At 35.5% G+C, this 17,766-nt stretch carries 16 protein-coding genes; 8 read left to right on the top strand and 8 right to left on the bottom strand.

The features are described 5' to 3' along the window. Positions 1–6 precede the first annotated feature (6 nt). Positions 7–771 carry a TerC family protein gene (locus FHR29_RS12800; RefSeq protein ID WP_132772921.1) on the top strand — a complete coding sequence of 255 codons (765 nt, stop codon included), beginning with the start codon at positions 7–9 and terminating at the stop codon, positions 769–771. Positions 772–836: 65 nt separating this feature from the next. Here the strand turns inward: FHR29_RS12800 and FHR29_RS12795 are convergent, their stop codons facing one another. Then, complete coding sequence (locus FHR29_RS12795) at positions 837–2,249, bottom strand: alkaline phosphatase (protein ID WP_221197855.1); 1,413 nt, start codon at positions 2,247–2,249, stop codon at positions 837–839. A gap of 221 nt (positions 2,250–2,470) precedes the next feature. On the opposite strand from FHR29_RS12795, the gene FHR29_RS12790 reads away from it, so the two are divergent. Next, positions 2,471–3,991 (top strand): OmpA family protein, encoded by a 1,521-nt coding sequence (locus FHR29_RS12790; RefSeq protein ID WP_132772917.1) that lies wholly within the window; start codon positions 2,471–2,473, stop codon positions 3,989–3,991. An 80-nt stretch (positions 3,992–4,071) separates the two neighbouring features. Further along, on the top strand, positions 4,072–4,377 hold the full coding sequence (locus tag FHR29_RS12785; protein ID WP_183915084.1) for a hypothetical protein: 306 nt from the start codon (positions 4,072–4,074) through the stop codon (positions 4,375–4,377). On the opposite strand, the gene FHR29_RS12780 is transcribed toward FHR29_RS12785, so the two are convergent. Then, positions 4,374–4,907: a lipocalin family protein gene (locus FHR29_RS12780; RefSeq protein ID WP_183915082.1), complete on the bottom strand. Its 534-nt coding sequence runs from the start codon at positions 4,905–4,907 to the stop codon at positions 4,374–4,376. The genes FHR29_RS12785 and FHR29_RS12780 overlap by 4 nt on opposite strands. A 134-nt stretch (positions 4,908–5,041) precedes the next feature. Between FHR29_RS12780 and FHR29_RS12775 the strand changes: the two genes are divergently transcribed. The 3 genes from FHR29_RS12775 (at position 5,042) to FHR29_RS12765 (ending at position 8,278) form a co-directional block, all read left to right on the top strand. Further along, a complete protein-coding gene (locus tag FHR29_RS12775; protein ID WP_183915080.1) occupies positions 5,042–5,506 on the top strand; it encodes a DUF4268 domain-containing protein in 465 nt (154 codons plus the stop codon). A gap of 67 nt (positions 5,507–5,573) precedes the next feature. After that, the gene (locus tag FHR29_RS12770; RefSeq protein WP_021188444.1) at positions 5,574–6,368 is read left to right on the top strand and encodes a S1/P1 nuclease; all 795 of its coding nucleotides are present in this window, start codon (positions 5,574–5,576) and stop codon (positions 6,366–6,368) included. Positions 6,369–6,496: 128 nt separating this feature from the next. After that, positions 6,497–8,278 (top strand): ABC transporter ATP-binding protein, encoded by a 1,782-nt coding sequence (locus FHR29_RS12765; RefSeq protein WP_132843355.1) that lies wholly within the window; start codon positions 6,497–6,499, stop codon positions 8,276–8,278. On the opposite strand, the gene FHR29_RS12760 is transcribed toward FHR29_RS12765, so the two are convergent. Continuing rightward, positions 8,275–9,198, bottom strand: coding sequence for a multidrug resistance efflux transporter family protein (locus FHR29_RS12760; protein ID WP_183915078.1), 924 nt, complete (start codon positions 9,196–9,198; stop codon positions 8,275–8,277). The two genes, FHR29_RS12765 and FHR29_RS12760, sit on opposite strands and share 4 nt — an antisense overlap. 172 nt (positions 9,199–9,370) lie before the next feature. Here FHR29_RS12760 and fabV point away from each other — a divergent pair, with 172 nt between their 5' ends. Continuing rightward, positions 9,371–10,567, top strand: a complete 1,197-nt coding sequence (fabV, locus tag FHR29_RS12755; protein WP_132772906.1) for an enoyl-ACP reductase FabV — start codon at positions 9,371–9,373, stop codon at positions 10,565–10,567. 188 nt (positions 10,568–10,755) lie between these two features. On the opposite strand, the gene purH is transcribed toward fabV, so the two are convergent. The 4 genes from purH to FHR29_RS12735 all read right to left on the bottom strand — a co-directional run bounded on the left by purH (position 10,756) and on the right by FHR29_RS12735 (position 14,706). Then, positions 10,756–12,282: a bifunctional phosphoribosylaminoimidazolecarboxamide formyltransferase/IMP cyclohydrolase gene (gene purH / locus FHR29_RS12750; RefSeq protein ID WP_183915076.1), complete on the bottom strand. Its 1,527-nt coding sequence runs from the start codon at positions 12,280–12,282 to the stop codon at positions 10,756–10,758. 107 nt (positions 12,283–12,389) lie between these two features. After that, positions 12,390–13,025 (bottom strand): uridine kinase, encoded by a 636-nt coding sequence (locus tag FHR29_RS12745; RefSeq protein ID WP_183915074.1) that lies wholly within the window; start codon positions 13,023–13,025, stop codon positions 12,390–12,392. Positions 13,026–13,059: 34 nt separating this feature from the next. Then, entirely contained in the window at positions 13,060–13,944 is an 885-nt protein-coding gene (locus tag FHR29_RS12740) for a LysM peptidoglycan-binding domain-containing protein (protein WP_260292093.1), read from the bottom strand. Positions 13,945–13,953: 9 nt separating this feature from the next. Beyond that, entirely contained in the window at positions 13,954–14,706 is a 753-nt protein-coding gene (locus FHR29_RS12735) for a hypothetical protein (RefSeq protein ID WP_183915072.1), read from the bottom strand. A 45-nt stretch (positions 14,707–14,751) separates the two neighbouring features. Between FHR29_RS12735 and FHR29_RS12730 the strand changes: the two genes are divergently transcribed. Further along, on the top strand, positions 14,752–16,101 hold the full coding sequence (locus FHR29_RS12730; protein WP_183915071.1) for a nodulation protein NfeD: 1,350 nt from the start codon (positions 14,752–14,754) through the stop codon (positions 16,099–16,101). 64 nt (positions 16,102–16,165) lie between these two features. On the opposite strand, the gene FHR29_RS12725 is transcribed toward FHR29_RS12730, so the two are convergent. Continuing rightward, complete coding sequence (locus tag FHR29_RS12725) at positions 16,166–17,731, bottom strand: hypothetical protein (RefSeq protein ID WP_183915069.1); 1,566 nt, start codon at positions 17,729–17,731, stop codon at positions 16,166–16,168. Positions 17,732–17,766 lie beyond the last annotated feature (35 nt).

Below are 17,766 nucleotides of genomic sequence, written 5' to 3'. Positions count from 1 at the left end.
TATTTTATGGAATGGATCTCAGACCCACAGATTTGGATTTCACTACTGACATTGACAGTACTGGAAGTCGTGCTCGGAATAGATAATATTGTTTTTATCTCTATTCTTAGCGGTAAACTCCCTGCCGAACAGCAAAAGAAAGCCCGTCAGTTAGGTTTGATGTTGGCATTAGTGACTCGTGTGCTTCTGTTATTTTCAATTAAATGGATCATGTCTTTGACGGAACCATTTATTAATCTTGCAACTACTTTTGGTATCAACAATCCGGACTGGTCTCGTTATCTCGAATTGTCAGGTAGGGATCTGATTCTATTTATTGGAGGTCTATTTTTAATTTATAAAAGTACGACCGAGATACATCATAAAATGGACGGGCATACAGAAGAACATACAGTCAATAAAAAGGGCGTAACTTTTTTAAGTACAATTTTTCAGATATTAATCTTAGATATTGTTTTTTCATTGGACTCTGTGATCACTGCAGTTGGTATGGTCGATCAAATAGGAGTGATGGTTGCGGCAGTAATTATTGCTGTTGTTATCATGTTACTATCCTCCGAGCAGATCAGTAAATTTGTCAATAATTATCCTTCCGTGAAAATGCTGGCTTTGTCTTTTCTTCTTTTGATCGGGGTATCGCTGACAGCAGAAGCATTTGATCAGCATATTCCAAAAGGCTATATTTATTTTGCAATGGCTTTTTCTGTTTTAGTCGAATTTTTAAATATTAAAAGTGAGAAAAAACAAATGCATAAACAGCATGATAAATAGATGAAGATTTAAAATAAAAATGCGGGGGTAATCATTTTTGATTACCCCCGCATTTTTGTTGCTTATTATAAGCTTAATTCCGCAGCCTGTGCGATTTTCTTAGGAATATCCGTGTTTTCCATTTTGTGAGTAAATAGTTCAGAACCAGCTCCGATTGCATAAACAGGAACGTAACCTGCAGAGTGATTACCAGAAGCCCATGAAATATTAGCGACTTCATTTAATGTTTTGACAGCTTCAGCTACTAGTTTTTCGTCATTCGCATACAGGCTTTTTTCTGTTGCGTTTACATGTTTGATAAAACTATTCTCATAAGCCTGGAACATAGATTTTTCTTGACGTTCATTGACTTTAATTTTTGTCCATAAACCAAGATTCTCAGCAAGTACACTTTTGATCTGTTCCCAAGTTGTCTTAGGTTGTTCTACACGTATTTTAGTAATTATTTTAGAAAGTTCTCCCTGAGAAACTTTTTGATTTACGAGGGCTTTGAAGTTTAAATTGCTACTTCCATTTCCTAAAGTCATACCACCTGTTTCGTGGTCTGCGGTAATAATGATCAATGTTTCTTCCGGATGTTTTAAGTAAAAATCATAAGCAGCCTGTACCGAGTTATTGAAATCGACTACTTCATGCAGTGTAGTTGCCGCATCATTGCTGTGGCTGGACCAATCAATCTTACCACCTTCTACCATTAAGAAAAAGCCTTTGTCATTATTTTTTGTCAGCGACTCAATTGCGACTTCAGTAATTTCTTTAAGATTGAGATCTCCATCTTTTTGATCAATTGCAAATTTTAAAGATTCGGGATCAGTATCTTTATTGTTCATTAAGATGATTTTATCAGCTTTTGTTTTTAGTCGATTATAATCCGATTTTCCGAAAGCCAAAGTATAACCTGATTTCTCAAATAAAGTAAAAATAGGGGTAGCAGTTTCTTTAGAAGCTGTCGTATTATGATTTAAAAAGCCAGACCCCCCAAAAAAATCAAAATTTGATTTGGCGATATCGGTTGCTATTTCATAATATTTGTTTCTACTTGTTTGATGTGCATAGAATGATGCAGGGGTAGCGTGATCAATACTCACACTCGTGGTGATGCCAACTTTTAAGCCTTTTTCTTTAGCCGCATAAGCGATGCTTTTTAAAGGTTTTGTTTGTGTTGAGTCCATTCCAATTACACCATTTTTAGTTTTTGACCCTACAGCAAGTGCAGTTCCACCAGCAGCCGAATCGGTAATGCCATTGGATAGGGAGTATGTGGAGGCAAAAGTAGCGACAGGAAAAAGCGAAAATACTAAAGGTTTCAAACCGATTCTATTTTCAAGGTCTGCCAAATAGACTTCTGTAGAATTGACCTGATTGAGTCCCATACCATCACCGATCATATAGAATATATATTTAGGTTTATTTTGAGCAAATAAAATAGATAGTGATGCTAAATAGAAAAATGTCGTTGCGAGTGTACGTTTGATCATGTTTAATAATAGTTGATGTTGGTATTTATAGTCTTAATATCATATTAATGGGCTAATATAGCAAACCCATATTTGTTTAATGTTAAGTTTTAAAATTCAGCATTATATATTGTGTTAAAACAATTCTTGGTATGTAATTGTTAAAACAAGGTGAAATTGTAGCATAGCACTTGATCGTGAAGTGTAACTTAAAGTAACGGATAAACTAAAATTTGAACATTATGGAAATTAACCTTTTAAATTCTGCTAAAGAATTTTTTAATGATGAAGTCTTATCTAAGCTCGGTAATTCCGTAGGGGAAGATAAAGAAAAAGTGAAATCAGCTATTGGAGCAATTGTTCCTACTGTTTTCTTAGGGTTGCAAAAAGAGTCAGGAACTGGCTTAGCTGCAATTGTAGAGAAAGCTAAACAATATTATGGAGATTTTAATTTTGGTGACTTTTTAAAAACCAATACTGAAACAGGACGTATTAATGGATTGGTAGATGCAGAGCCTATTGAACCTCATCACAATGACCTTTTACAATCTATCTTTGGAGACAAGTTTAATTCAATTATTTCGAGCTTAGGCAGCCTTGTTGGAGGCAATGAATCCACTGTTGAAAAGTTATTAAGTGTTTCATTACCTGCTGTATTCTCGGGTTTAACACAAAATGGAACAAATTGGGATGTAAGTGCAATCGGTCGATTATTAAATGAAAATAAGGATAATTTTACAGCCGCATTGCCTTCAGGATTAGGACTAGCGGCATTTGGAACTTCTTTTGCTCAGGCGGATCAAATTAGATCCTCTTCTACTGATAGTGAATTACACGATAGCAGTATTACGGATAAGCCTGTAGAAGCAATATTGGTATCAGTGCCAGTTACAAAAGAGGAACCTAAAGTAACTCACCCAGAAGAGGTCACAAATGAAGCTGTTTCCAAAGATGAGGAGCTATCTATTGAAACGCCTCCGCTTGTTCCACCGCCACCTGTGCATCATGATACCCCCGTGGGTGTAGCACCTCCGATTGTACCTCCTATAGATCATGTGCCTATTATCCCACCTCCTCCTTCAGGCCCTATTGTTGATCCATTACATACAGAAACCCCGTCTTCTGGCGGTGGAGGAATTTGGAAAATTTTAATACCCATCGTAATTATTGCTGTTCTTTGGTTCTTATTCGGGAAAGGCTGTAAAGGTGATAAAGATCAGGTAGTTGTTACCGATAGCATGAATACAACAGCTGTAGACACAAGTTTGACTGTTGTTGCTGTTACTCCGGTCGTTCGCGAAAGTTTAGAGGTGATTTTGCCGGATGGTGTAAAGTTAAAAGCCTATAAAGGTGGTATTGAAGATCAGCTGGTGCAGTTTCTAAAAACAGACTACAAAGCGCTAAGCGAGGATGAACTGAAAGATAAGTGGTTTAATTTTGATAATTTAAATTTTGAAACAGGTACGGCTAAAGTGCTTCCTGAAAGTCAAGTTCAATTAGAAAACATAGCGGCAATTCTAAAAGCTTTCCCTGCAGCAACTGTAAAGATTGGCGGGTATACAGATAAAACTGGAAATGAGGATTTTAATAAGAAATTATCTACAGATCGCGCTGAGGTAGTTAAAGTATATTTGATTGGAAAAGGGCCTAGTAGTCAGGTTATTGGCGCTGAAGGTTATGGTTCTGAGTTTGCAAAAGCAGCAGCTGATGCACCTGAAGCGGAACGCGTATTGGATCGTATCGTTGCTATAAGCGTACGATAGGTCCAATTGGAACAGAAAAGGAGGTGAACGAAGTTTATCTCCTTTTTTTTATTTCACTATAATATTGCATTTTTGCGGATATGGAAAACAAGCTAAAGGAAATTTTAAAATCTGACTTTGAAAAATATATGCGTTTTGCAGTACATTCGGGCGCAGGATTTGGATTTGACATTTTCGGTGAATATGCAGTATCGGTATTAAATTTTTATGTGGGAAGTGCAATTTTAACCTATGAAAACAAGCTTCAGGCTTCCTTGTATTTGCTTGAATTATACAATAAGGGACTTGGTGGGATTATCACGGAGGAAGATCGTGAAGAGCTGGCTCGAGCTTTTGCTCAAGACCCAACTCTTGACTATGGTGTATTAAAACCTATTTTTGGCTAATCTTGTTTGGTCCAAACCAGGTTTTCGATGGCATAACCAGATTTACGCGCAAATTCCAAATAGGCTACTTTAATATCTTCAGGTATTGTCTTTTCTCTGGATAATATCCACATATAATCCAAATTGTCTCCAAAAATGAGTGCATATTGATAATCTTGATCAATTTTCACTACATGATAACCACTGTAAAATGGACCGAAAAAGGATACCTTTAAAGCTGCTTTTTTTGATGAATCAATAGGCTTTGCTTTACCGATTGACTGTTTCCATTTATTTTTTTGGTCATGAAATCCCTGATTATTTACCGCAATGCTACCATCATTATTTTTGTTATAAGTAGCAGTAACCTGTGACAGACCTTTTTCCCATTTAAAATCTAGCCTTGCTATTTCATACCACTTGCCTAAGTAACGATCTATGTCAAAAGGTTCGATGACTTTGACTTTGGATTTTACTGGTTTTAACGCATTGTAAGCGAACGTGACGGCAGCGGTAGCGGCGAGTATGAGAAGTGATTTTTTCTTATCCATAATAATTATGATTTGTTCATAAATCTGTGAGCTGTTCCTATGGGTACATGCAATAAAAACGCCAAAGTGGAGACGAATGTTTAGTCATTTATGAAAATAAAAGTAGTAATTTCGTCATTTTAAAATTAAGTACCATGTATTCAAGAGAAGAAGTAAAACAGTTGAAGGAGACTTTTTGGACCCGATTTGGACAGTATATGGCTTTAAATAACTCTGCTGATGGAGAGAAAATTAATTGGGTAAACTATAGAACCGGTATTAAAAATCTACGCTTTAAGATGGAGGCAGATAAACGCCTTTCTTTAATAGCAATTGAGTGGAGTCATCATGACCTATCAATGCGTAAACTTATGATGGAGCAGTTTGAAGAGTACAAAACCATTCTAACAGCTATACTAGGAGAGGAATGGACCTGGGAGCTGGAGGTGGAAGATGAACAAGGGAAATCTGTAAGTATGATCTATATGACTATGGAGGGAAAAAGTATTTTTAAACAAGAAGACTGGCCCGATCTGATATCATTTTTCAAACCAAGATTAATTGCTCTCGATGAGTTTTGGTGTGATGCTCAATATGGGTTTGAAATTTTCAAAAGTTAAATTATTACGTCAATAGGGTTTTATTTGAGGATGTAATTTTTACCTTTGCGCTAAAATTGTATTGTTTATGAAAAATATACTAAAAAGTCTAATTGTACTCGCAATGACTTTGCAGATTTCTTCCGTATTCGCATGGGGATCTACTGGACATCGTGTCGTTGCTGAGGTCGCAGAACGTCATCTGACAAAAAAAGCAAAAAAGAATATTCAAAAAATAATTGGAAAACAGAAACTAGCTTATTGGGCAAATTGGGGTGATTTTATTAAATCTGATCCGCATGATGAATTTAAAAAATTGGGGAATTCTCATTTTATAAATACTAATCCGCATCTACCTTGGGCTGATTTTCAGTTAGCAATGGAAAATTCCAATGAAGAAAATTTATACAAAACGGTGTTGCGATTGGAAAAATCATTTTCAGAAAAAGATTTAACGCTTGAAAAAAAGAAACAAAATTTATACATGCTGATCCATTTAATCGGTGACGCTCATCAGCCGATGCACGTAAGTAGAGCCGAAGATCAAGGTGGAAATAAAATTGAAGTGAGCTGGTTCGGAAAAAAATCTAATATACACCGTGTATGGGATTCAGATTTGATCGATGGTGAAAAATATAGTTATACTGAATATGCAACAGTGTTGGATATTTTAAGTAAAAATGAAGTTAAGCAGGTGCAAGGTGGTACATTAGCGAGCTGGTTGTATGAGTCAAATCAGCTTTCAGATAAAATCTATGCAGATGTTGAGCTCAACGCAAACTTATCTTATAACTACATTTATAACAATATTTATAAAGCAGAAAATTGTATGCTTAGAGGTGGTTTACGTTTGGCAAAAATCTTGAATGATGTTTTTGGTTAATCATTAGTCTTATAAAATAAAAAAGGGAAATGAATGTATTCATTTCCCTTTTTTATTTTCGGTATTATTGTTGTTGTCAGATTAATACAACGAATTTTCTTGTCGTTTTTATTTTTACGCCTTAATATATGACCATATCACTACTGTTCAAGAAGATAACACCATTTGCCAAGCCCTATAAAAACCTCATCTTTTATACCTTAGTTTTAACCTTGGTCGGATCTTTTGCCGCGCAGATTAATGCCTTCATCTTGAAATATACGGTAGATACTATCAGTGACTTGATGGTCGCTAAAGAACCGCTGTCTAGAGGTATGCATTTGATCGGGATTATCTCTGCAGTTCTTTTGGTAAAAGAGATTGTCTATTCCTTTATTCAGTTTGGACAGAAATTCTACGGTGAAAAGCTACGTATATTTATTGCAAGAGATTTTTCACAACAGATTGTAGAAAAAATATTGACGTATAAAATGGCTTTTTATACGTCAGAAGAAAATGAAAGCGGAAAATTGCAGACACGGATTGATTCGGGAATTAGCTCGCTGACACGTTTAGTTCAGAATTTCTTTATCGATATCCTTCCTTTATTTGCGAATGCCATCGTGGCGCTCGTATGTATGTTTATGGCTAATGTGTACGTCGGATTGGTTGGGCTCGCAGTTATACCAATTTATTTCTACATCAGTCAAACACAAGCTGGAAAACTCAGTGGATTTAGACGGCAAATGCGAAAATATAGAGAATCCAAGAATAATAGAATCATTAATTTAATTGACTCTATATTGGTCATAAAATCTTTTGTACGCGAACCTGAAGAAGCAGACCGTCATGAGAAGATTCAATTTGAAATGACGGAAAATCAGATGCAAACACGAAAGACGAGTTTCATTTTTGATAGTCTAAAGAATTTTATTGAGCAGATAGCAGTTGTTGCAATTATTGTTTTAACTGCTTTTCTGGTGCTGGACAATCAGATTACAATTGGAGCGATTATGTTTCATATTATGTTATTTTCAAATGTTTCAGCTCCGATTCGTCAACTGCATCGTATCTATGATGAGGTAAATGATGCTTTAATTTACTCGGAATCATTTTTCGAAATATTGGAGTCTGATGATTTGATTGAGGGAAGCGGTACTTTTATACCAGATAAGATCAAAGGCCATATTGTGATTGAAGACGTATCATTTGAATATCCTAACGGAACCCATGCACTAAGAGATATTTCTTTTCAAATCAAACCAAATCAGATCACAGCGCTTGTTGGATTAAGCGGTGCAGGGAAAAGTACAGTTATAAATCTTTTAGATAAATTTTATGAACCTACAGCTGGTCGGATTTTATTAGATGGAGTTGATCTTAAAAACTATGATACTAAATTTTTAAGAAAAAATATCGGTATGGTTCTTCAGCGCAACCATATTTTTAAAGGTTCTATTTTTGAAAATATTGAATATGGAAAGATAGGGAGTAGTAAAGAAGAAATTGTTAAGGCAGCTAAAGAAGCTTACATTCACGAACAGATTATGGAGTTGCCTCAAGGTTACGATTCTGGAGCTCATTTGCTTTCAGGGGGGCAACAGCAACGAATAGCAATTGCGCGCTTGTTTTTGAAAAATCCTCCGATTATCTTTCTAGACGAACCTACTGCGAATTTGGATGCCATTGCTACCGAACAAATAAAAAATAGTTTGGATGCTATAAAAAAGGATCGTACGGTTATTATTGTGTCTCATAGTATTTCCCAAATTATAGACTCCAATGAAATAGTGGTGATGGAAAAGGGTAGGGTAGTCGAGAAGGGCATTCATGAAGATTTATACGATCATCGTGGCACTTATTATAAGATCTTTTCTGCTATGGCTAATAGTCTCAATTTGGATAAAATTAGTAAAACATTAAATCATTAATGGTTTTTGCTGTGCAGGTACATACCTATTACTACAAGTAAAATACCGCTGATAGCCAAGTTGTTTGGGAAAGCAGTTTGCAGTATGATAATTTCCCCTATTAATGTGAAAATCACTTCCATAGCCTGTGTCGCCTCAACGGCGGCAAGTCCTTTATGGTCGTGTTGTACTAATTCTGTCCCTTTAAAAAAAAGTAGCGTTGCGATAACACCAGAAAATAAGGCTATCAATAAGGTCTGTAACAATTGACTTTCATCGGGAAGTCCATGCTCCTGATAGCCAAAGAACATCAGAATAATCCAGAATGGCATGCTTGCGAGCGTCATACCCAATGTACGCTGGTACGTGTCCAAAGAGCCTTTTGTTAAGGCCATCATTTTACGGTTACCAACAGGATAAGCAATTGCGGCTATTAGTACAGGAATAGTTCCGAGCAATATTGTTGACAACGGAGTAGATTTAGCCTCAGAAATTTGCATGACTAGGATACCCAAAAAGATGATACAGGAAAAAAATAATGTCGCTTTAGAAAATGGCTGTCGATTTTCTTTACGTTGCATGAAATGACCTATAAACATACCGGCAATAATGGTAAATTCAAAGGTTCCTGCAACTAACCAGGAAGGACCATAGCTTGCCCCAAATGTCAACAGAGCATAGAAAATTCCAAATCCAAGTGTACTCCAGAGCAACCATTGCCCTAGATTTCTCTTCATTTCAATCAATAATTGTTTTAAATTTCCACGTATAATAACGATAAGTAACAATATCGGTAGCATCCATACAAAACGTAAGGCTGAAGACCACTGCCATCCACCTCCAGAAACTGCCATGATGCGGTTGAGGACAAAAGTGCTAGCAAAAAATAATGAGGCTAATATACCAAATGAAAGTGCTTTTGATTTAGTGGTAAGGAGCATGTTTATATAAGAATCAGGATTTGTAACTTCTAAAGTAATTAATGAATAGGACAATGTCAAGACCGATTATATGATATGTCTTGAAAAGATATTCTTTATTTATGCATCAATTGTTACTAAAATTTGTTTATTTTGCATCCTTAATAAAACATGAGTAAGAAAATTAATCATTATGATTATACAACCAAGAACTAGAGGATTTATTTGTTTAACCTCGCATCCAGAAGGAACTGCGAAAAACATTAAAAACCAGATTGAATACGTAAAATCTAAAGGTGAAATTGCTAATGGCCCTAAGAAAGTATTGGTCATTGGTGCATCAACAGGATTCGGTATTGCATCTCGTATTTCAGCAGCATTCGGTTCTGGAGCAGCAACAATTGGCGTATTTTTTGAAAAACCGGCAGCTGAAGGGAAACCTGGTACAGCTGGTTGGTACAATACTGCTGCTTTTGAAAAAGAAGCACATGAGGCTGGTCTTTATGCAAAAAGTATCAATGGTGATGCTTTTTCTGATGAAATCAAAAAACAAACTATAGCATTAATCAAGCAGGATTTAGGTCAAGTTGATTTAATAATCTATAGTTTAGCTTCTCCGAGACGGACACATCCAAAAACAGGTGTTTCATATGCTTCTGTTTTGAAACCGATTGATGTTCCTTTTACAAATAAAACAGTGGATTTTCATACTGGTGTGATTTCTGATATCACGATTAATCCGATTGATAATGAAGAAGATATTGCGAATACAGTAGCAGTAATGGGGGGAGAAGATTGGAAATTTTGGATTGAAGATTTAAAAGAAGCTGGTGTATTAGCAGATGGTGTTAAAACAGTGGCTTATTCGTATATCGGTCCTGAGTTAACATTCCCGATTTACCGTAACGGTACAATTGGCCGTGCGAAGGATGATTTAGAAGGTACTGTACCTGCTTTAAACGATTTATTGAAAGATATCAACGGTGTTTCTTATGTTTCGGTTAACAAAGCTTTGGTAACGCAATCAAGTTCCGCAATTCCTGTTGTTCCTTTATATATTTCTTTACTATACAAAGTGATGAAAGAAAAAGGTATTCACGAAGGTACAATTGAGCAGATGCAACGTTTATTTGCAGAGCGTCTTTACACAGCTGACGGTAAAGTTCAATTGGATGAAAAAGGTCGTATCCGTGTAGATGATTTGGAAATGAGAGCTGATGTTCAAGCAGAAGTAGCGGCACTTTGGGAAAAAGCCTGTACAGAGAATCTATCAGAAATTTCTGACATTCAAGGTTACCGTGACGAATTCTTTAACCTATTTGGTTTTAATTTTGATGGTATCGACTATAATGCAGATACAAATGAATTGGTAAACGTACCAAGCATTTAAGCTGTTACTATTATATAATAAATAAAGGCGACCATTGGTCGCCTTTATTTATTATATGCTATTTTATGACACTTTTAAAGATTGTCGAAAATTGCTTCGTTCTGCAGATTGACTTTATTTATAAAAAAAAGAGACTGTCTCCTTATTAGGTAACAGTCTCCTCTATTGTATATGATTCAATCGGAAGATTAGTGTTTGAAATGACGCACTCCTGTCGTCACCATTGCTAATCCTTTTTCATTACACATATCGATTGATAATTGATCTTTGATTGAGCCTCCTGGTTGAAGAACTGCTGCAATACCCGCTTCAGCTGCAATTTCAACACAGTCAGGGAAAGGAAAGAAAGCATCAGAAGCCATTGAACATCCTTTTAAGTCAAATCCGAAAGCATTTGCTTTTTCAATAGCTTGTTTTAATGAGTCAACTCGTGATGTCTGACCAACACCTGAAGTGATCAATGTGCCATTTTTAGCAAATACAATTGTATTTGATTTGGTATGTTTAACAATTTTGTTTGCGAAAAATAAATCTTCTAATTGAGCCGCTGTTGGGACAACTGTAGTAACAGCAGTCATTTGCTCAGGTCCTTCAACGGTATTGTCTTTATCTTGTTGTATAACACCATTTAACAATGTTTTGAATTGTTGTGATGGTAATTCAACCTCCTTACGAACTAGAATAATACGATTTTTCTTTGCGGTAAGAATTGCAATTGCTTCTTCTGAGTAAGCAGGTGCAATAAGAACCTCGAAAAATAAATTATTGATTTCAGTAGCAGTTTCAGCATCTACTTCACCATTAGTGATTAAAACACCACCGAACGCAGAAACAGGGTCACATGCTAAAGCATCCACCCATGCTTGTTTGATTGTAGGACGTGAAGCTACACCACATGCATTTGTATGTTTTAAAATTGCAAATGTAGGCTCCGTAAATTCATCAATGATAGCAACTGCCGCATCTACATCTACCAAGTTGTTGTAGGATAATTCTTTGCCGTTCAGTTTTGTAAACATAGCATCTAAATCACCATAGAAAACACCTTTTTGATGTGGATTTTCACCGTAACGTAATACTTGAGCTTTTTGTTCCGATTGTTTGAATACATCAAGCGTATTTTCTTTATTGAAATAATTGAAAATAGCAGTATCGTAATGTGAAGAAGTATTGAAAGCAAGCTTAGCAAATTCTTTACGTTGCTCCAATGTAGTTGTACCTTCTTGGTTTGCTAACATTTCCTCTAAAGCTGTATAATCATTTTTAGAAGATAGGATAACAACATCATTGAAGTTTTTAGCCGCCGCACGAATCAATGAAATGCCACCGATATCAATTTTTTCAATAATGTCCTCTTCAGAAGCTCCAGAAGCGACTGTTTCCTCAAAAGGATATAAATCAACAATGACTAAATCGATTTCCGGAATTTCGTATTGTGCTAATTGCTGTTGATCGCTTTCTAAAGGTCTTCTCGCTAATATACCACCAAACACTTTTGGGTGCAATGTTTTTACACGACCTCCTAAAATGGAAGGATAGCTCGTTAAGTCTTCTACAGGAACTACATCAATACCTAAATCTTTGATGAAAGCTTCTGTGCCACCTGTAGAATAGAAGGTAACACCGTATTTGTTTAATAATTGAATTAATGGTGCTAAGTTGTCTTTATAATATACAGACACTAAAGCATTTTTAATCTTTACAGAATGGCTCATTAGTATAATTTGTTTGCTGGCGCAAAGATAGGTAAATAATAAGTATACACAAACCCTTTAGGAACGAATGAAAATAAAAAAGACTGTTCTACACAGTCTTTTTATTGTTATTTGTAAATTTTATCTTTTAAATCCGCGCAGATATCATCTGTGATCTTCCATATCGGTTCAGGATCGTCCGTATTATTAATTATTACCTGATCACAACTATTTTTGTAGGGCAATAAGTATTCATTGTAAGACGGTAAAACATGGTTTATCCACTTATAACGAACATCATCTTCAAAATAACCACGCTCTATTAAATCTCGTCGTAATCTGCGTTCCAATGCGATATCTTGGTTTGCATCTAAAAATATCCGATGATCGATTAACTTATTTACTTCTGTATAATGATATATAAACAGTCCTTCAATAATCAAAATAGGTGCTGGTTTAATTTCCAGCATCTTTGGTTTTATAGCAGGGTTATTGAAGGTGTATTCTTCTTTACAAATTGTTTTCCCGTCAAATAGATCACTAATGTCTTTATAAAAAGCATTTCGGTCAATCGAAGTTGGAAGATCAAAATTATACAATTTATTTTCTTCCTGCGTCTTTGTATTTGCTGGTATGTAATAGTCGTCTTGTGAAATAAGCGTCACTTCGTCGGGACTAAAGTGTTTCAAAAAACAGTTTAGAAAAAATGTTTTACCAGAACCGCTACTACCTGCGATTCCAATGACATATGGTTTTTTATTCATTTAATATATAATATTCGAAAAGAATCGATCAGCACTAATCCTCTAAAGGAACTCCGTAAGTAATTTCGACTTGAAAGCGCTTATCTAAAGCGCCTATGTAAGCGGCCGCAGATTTTGATAAAACAACAATGGCGTTATGTGTATCTGCATTTTCATTAAATTTACCAACCACTTTGGCGTAGGTCACGCTTCTTGTCATCGGATTGGTAATTTTAAGCACGGTACCTACTGCTGCAGTTTTATGTAATGCTAAATTACTAGTCCCATTTTCATTCAGTCCATCTATCCAAACGCCAATTCCACGTTCCGTTTTCTCGCGAATACCATATTTGTTAGCTGCAATAACGGGTTCTTCTATAGCAGTGGTATCTGGACCGATGAATAGCGTGTCTGGTTTTTGAGGTATATTTAAGTTTCTGTTATTAGGGATTTTTAATATTTGGCCTCCGCTGATACTGTTTGACCGCAGATTATTTGCTCTCTTTATTTCTTCAACAGTTACGTCAAATTTACGTGAAATAGCATACAGAGTCTCTTGGTCACCAACTTTATAATCGATCAGTTCTTTTTGGGAGCCTTTAACCGTCGAATTCTTTGAATTGTTTGGAGTTACATAAAACATGCGACCGGTCGGGATTTTGACAATCTGGCCAAGAGCTAAAGTTTTGTTCCCATTTAATTCCGTTATTTTACCTACGGTAGTTTTATATTTTTTGCTTAACTGGTAATAGTTATCGCCTTTTTCAATTTTGAAAAGAACATATTCTTGTCCATCAATTTTTTCAACTCCGATGGAGTCTGGTGTTGCTGCAATCGTAAATGTGCTCGCTGACACATTGTTATGATTTATCGCTAACATTGCTAATGATAAGAATGCTAGTGTTTTATATGTGGTAGATTTTGATAGAATGTTCATCATGTTTTACAATTATACTAAATACGATACAAATTCTTGTTTATTGTGTGTTAAAAGAAAAATCTGACACCCAATTTGAAAATAGATTTGCACCAGTTTTAAATCCAGATCGCTAATAATTAACGTTTCATCTAGAACTTGTTTTTTATCAGAAAGCAACAATCTGATGGTATATTTTTTGTCCCGTTTTTCATGATAAGACCATAGAAAATGATCATTGCATTTACTGATCCATAGATCTTCATTATTTTTAATATGCTGCAAAAATGAAGGTTTTTGCGCATTAAATTCCAAAGGAAAGACTATATCATTTTCAAAAGGTTTAATTTCTGAAGGTATTGTCGTTAAAATTTCTTTTGAAAGAAATGAGAAATACTGTTCGAAACCTGCAGTGATATGTTGTGGACGAACATGTACATAACCATTGAGTATCCCAAGATATTGGTATTGATGGTATAAATAAGTCGTATCTGGTTTTTGATGAAATAGCATCCAAACACCTGGAGATACAGGACTATTTTCAGAAACTTTCCTTAAAACGACAACTTGATCTTGGATAGCCGCTAAAGTCCATTCCTTTTCTGGTAGTCTAAAATGATCTAAATACACTGTACCTTTAAAATCCAGAACTGTGATGTAAGGAATAGTATTTTCAGGATCGCGGCACTCAATAGCAATTAATCTGCTTATTTCATCTATTTCTATTTTCCAGACCGAAAATCTGAAGGTTTGAGAAAATGCGTTAGAAATAGTATATTTAGACATAGCAAATGTATTAATCGCTTGTTTATTTTTTTAATAATCTTATTTATGGAAGGCAAAATTAGTAAATCATTTTTAATAACAGTCTTTTTAAGCTTGGTATTATTCACATCAAGTTTTGCCCAAAAGGTGTATGTGTTTGAATTAAAGGATGATATAGGGCCAAGTGCCTGGCGTACAGTAAAACAAGTTTACGACAGCGCACAGAGTAAAAAGGTGGATTATGTATTAATGGAATTGAATACATATGGAGGAGCCCTAAATTTTGCAGACTCTATCCGGACAAAATTGCTTGACTCAAAGATTAAGACGATTGTTTATATTAATAATAATGCAGCTTCTGCAGGAGCGCTGATATCCTTGGCGAGTGACTATATTTATATCCATCCGGGTGGAAGTATAGGTGCCGCAAGTGTTGTCAATGCTAATGGAGAAGTGCTTCCTGAGAAGTACCAATCTTATATGCGAGGACTGATGCGCGCAACGGCAGAGGTAAAACATCGTGATCCGAAATTGGCAGAAGCTTTTGTTGATCCTAATGTATCATTGCCGTCGATAAAGCAAGATGGACAATTGTTGACTCTAACAAGCAGTGAGGCTGTTAAGTTTGGACTGGCAAAGGGGGAAGTTAGCAATCGTAATATGATCTATAAAGACTTAAATATAGTCAATGTACAAGAAACAGTCTATCGTAAGGGTACAATTGATCATATTATCAGTTTTTTAATAAATCCAGCTGTAAGTGGTATACTGATTTTGTTAATAATAGGTGGTATTTATGCCGAAATGCAAGCTCCTGGTTTAGGATTTGCTATTGCTGTTGCGATTGTAGCGGCATTACTGTTCTTTGCACCACTCTATATTCAAGGTTTAGCTGCAAATTGGGAAATAGCTGTCTTTATAGTAGGACTTGTATTAATTCTTTTAGAAGTTTTTGTTATTCCCGGTTTTGGAATTGCCGGTATATTAGGAATAATTTTCGTTATTTGCGGTCTGACTTTTAGTCTTGTTGCCAATGATTTTTTAGATTTTAAACTCGCTTATCCAGGTATGTTATTTAATTCATTTTTATTAGTTGTAGGAGCCATGATATTGTCGATCATATTGATGGTCATCTTTGGAAAAAATCTGTTAAAGGCTCCAGTTTTTAGACGACTTGTTTTAAAGGAAGAGCAAAAATCGGAAGAAGGATATACCTCCTCTATTTTAAAGTCCAATTTATTGAATAAGGAAGGAGTAGCAAAGACTGTATTGCGCCCATCTGGTAAGATTGAAATAGAGGGAGTCTGGTATGATGCTGTGGCTTTGGATGGATTTATTGAAGAAGGGGAGGAGATTTATGTAGATAAGCATGAGAACTACAACTTATTTGTAAGACGAAAAGCAGAAAAGGCTTAACGGTAACTTATACGAAAAAAAGCCTATTTCATATGAAATAGGCCTTTTTTTCGTATAATAGGATCTAGAATTTTGATCCTATCGTTAACATTACATTTGTTCTGCTATTCTTAACATCAACACTTGGACTAACCGTATTCCAGTCGCCTTCATAAGTGATTCTATAAGGATTTTCTTTATAGTTGTTGGCATTATAAACACCTGTTAGATCAAGATATACACCACGGCCTAATTTAGCACCTAGACCAGCTGAAATGCCATAAGTTTTATACTCAGCATCTTTGTACGGATTACCATTATAATTGAAACCAGCTCTTCCGCTTAGTATCTGATTAAATAATACCTCGCCACCTACGCGTACATTGAAGGCTGCCTGGTATGTGCTTTTGAGGTTATCATTAATGCGTTTTTCTGTTAATCTGTTGTTATAAATATCTCTATAACGCATGCTAGCATAATCAACAAATTCAACTTCAGCAGTTAATAGACCGGCAGCGAAATATTGTGTTACACCAGCAGATAGTTTGTAAGGAGTTTGTAAATTATAGTCGTAAGAACTATCGTAAAAATCAGATTTATAAGTCGAAAACGAAGTTTCTTCGTTAGGTTTGAAATAGTTGATATCTGTATACGCTGTGGATTCGTCAGTAATAGATAAAAACGTAGGTGTTTTAGCAGTGAATCCTAAGCTAAGAGAGGGAATGGGTTTATAGATCATCCCCAATTTAAAATCATAACCGGAACCATGTGTTACTTGACCATAATGATCAAATAGTTCGTAGTCTACATCAACAAATTTTGCTTCTTCTTTATCAGGTTTTAAGTAATCGGAATTAGGATTCAATGCTTTAATACCAGCCGCATCTTTCGTTATTCCGTATTCTGTAAATACAGCAGATTTTTCATAACGGAAGTCTGTTAGGCTGAAAGTTGCTCCGATATAAAATTTATTACTATAATTGGAACCAAAAGATATTGCTGTTTCAGATTTCCCACCTTTGGTCCATACTGAATTTAGTTGTTCGCTCCCTTTATCTTCCGCTATTGGAAAATAAAATTTATCAACCTTATCAAAAGCTTCTTCGAACATAAAAGAACGATAAAAATCATTTGACCACGCAGAACCATCTTCATCAATCATTCGATCTGCATACGCATGTGTGATCGAATTGTCACTATTCATGCCACTATAGTCTAATTTATTGTTAAAAAGATTCGTACGATTGTAAGCAATACCAACATTAAAATTTAACCAGCCTTTTGTTAAGTCTCCGCCGTAACGGGTGGTTGGTAAATGAAATACAACACCACCGTTATCCAGGTTAAAATTGTCTGTTTTGCTATTGGTTTTGTTACCGAAATAATCCATCTTATTTTTCCCATATTGGTAACGTAAAGTTGCAGAAGCATCAGATTGGTTATAAAAACCTAAACCTGCAGGGTTTCCTGTTATAGCGCTAATATCACCACCTAATGCAGTTGAAGCACCTCCCATAGCCTTGAAACGAGCTGTTCCTCCATTGTCTCCTTGAGAAAACAAAAGTACATCTTCCGTCATTGACTGGGCCTTTGCGGTGCCAACCATACCTATAGCTAGTACACTCCCAAAAAGTATTTTTTTAATAGTCATATAGTTTTATATATAGTAGTAATGAAAGAGTGATT

The sequence above is a fragment of the Sphingobacterium sp. JUb56 genome, assembly GCF_014191365.1.
Classification (GTDB): domain Bacteria; phylum Bacteroidota; class Bacteroidia; order Sphingobacteriales; family Sphingobacteriaceae; genus Sphingobacterium; species Sphingobacterium anhuiense.
This window is presented reverse-complemented; position numbering and strand designations above follow the sequence as displayed.

Bases quoted from the DNA above. Each gene is read 5' to 3' on its own strand.
- FHR29_RS12800 (WP_132772921.1), top strand. From the start codon at position 7: ATGGAATGGATCTCAGACCCACAGATTTGGATTTCACTACTGACATTG.
- FHR29_RS12795 (WP_221197855.1), bottom strand. From the start codon at position 2,249: ATGATCAAACGTACACTCGCAACGACATTTTTCTATTTAGCATCACTA.
- FHR29_RS12790 (WP_132772917.1), top strand. From the start codon at position 2,471: ATGGAAATTAACCTTTTAAATTCTGCTAAAGAATTTTTTAATGATGAA.
- FHR29_RS12785 (WP_183915084.1), top strand. From the start codon at position 4,072: ATGGAAAACAAGCTAAAGGAAATTTTAAAATCTGACTTTGAAAAATAT.
- FHR29_RS12780 (WP_183915082.1), bottom strand. From the start codon at position 4,907: ATGGATAAGAAAAAATCACTTCTCATACTCGCCGCTACCGCTGCCGTC.
- FHR29_RS12775 (WP_183915080.1), top strand. From the start codon at position 5,042: ATGTATTCAAGAGAAGAAGTAAAACAGTTGAAGGAGACTTTTTGGACC.
- FHR29_RS12770 (WP_021188444.1), top strand. From the start codon at position 5,574: ATGAAAAATATACTAAAAAGTCTAATTGTACTCGCAATGACTTTGCAG.
- FHR29_RS12765 (WP_132843355.1), top strand. From the start codon at position 6,497: ATGACCATATCACTACTGTTCAAGAAGATAACACCATTTGCCAAGCCC.
- FHR29_RS12760 (WP_183915078.1), bottom strand. From the start codon at position 9,198: ATGCTCCTTACCACTAAATCAAAAGCACTTTCATTTGGTATATTAGCC.
- fabV (WP_132772906.1), top strand. From the start codon at position 9,371: ATGATTATACAACCAAGAACTAGAGGATTTATTTGTTTAACCTCGCAT.
- purH (WP_183915076.1), bottom strand. From the start codon at position 12,282: ATGAGCCATTCTGTAAAGATTAAAAATGCTTTAGTGTCTGTATATTAT.
- FHR29_RS12745 (WP_183915074.1), bottom strand. From the start codon at position 13,025: ATGAATAAAAAACCATATGTCATTGGAATCGCAGGTAGTAGCGGTTCT.
- FHR29_RS12740 (WP_260292093.1), bottom strand. From the start codon at position 13,944: ATGATGAACATTCTATCAAAATCTACCACATATAAAACACTAGCATTC.
- FHR29_RS12735 (WP_183915072.1), bottom strand. From the start codon at position 14,706: ATGTCTAAATATACTATTTCTAACGCATTTTCTCAAACCTTCAGATTT.
- FHR29_RS12730 (WP_183915071.1), top strand. From the start codon at position 14,752: ATGGAAGGCAAAATTAGTAAATCATTTTTAATAACAGTCTTTTTAAGC.
- FHR29_RS12725 (WP_183915069.1), bottom strand. From the start codon at position 17,731: ATGACTATTAAAAAAATACTTTTTGGGAGTGTACTAGCTATAGGTATG.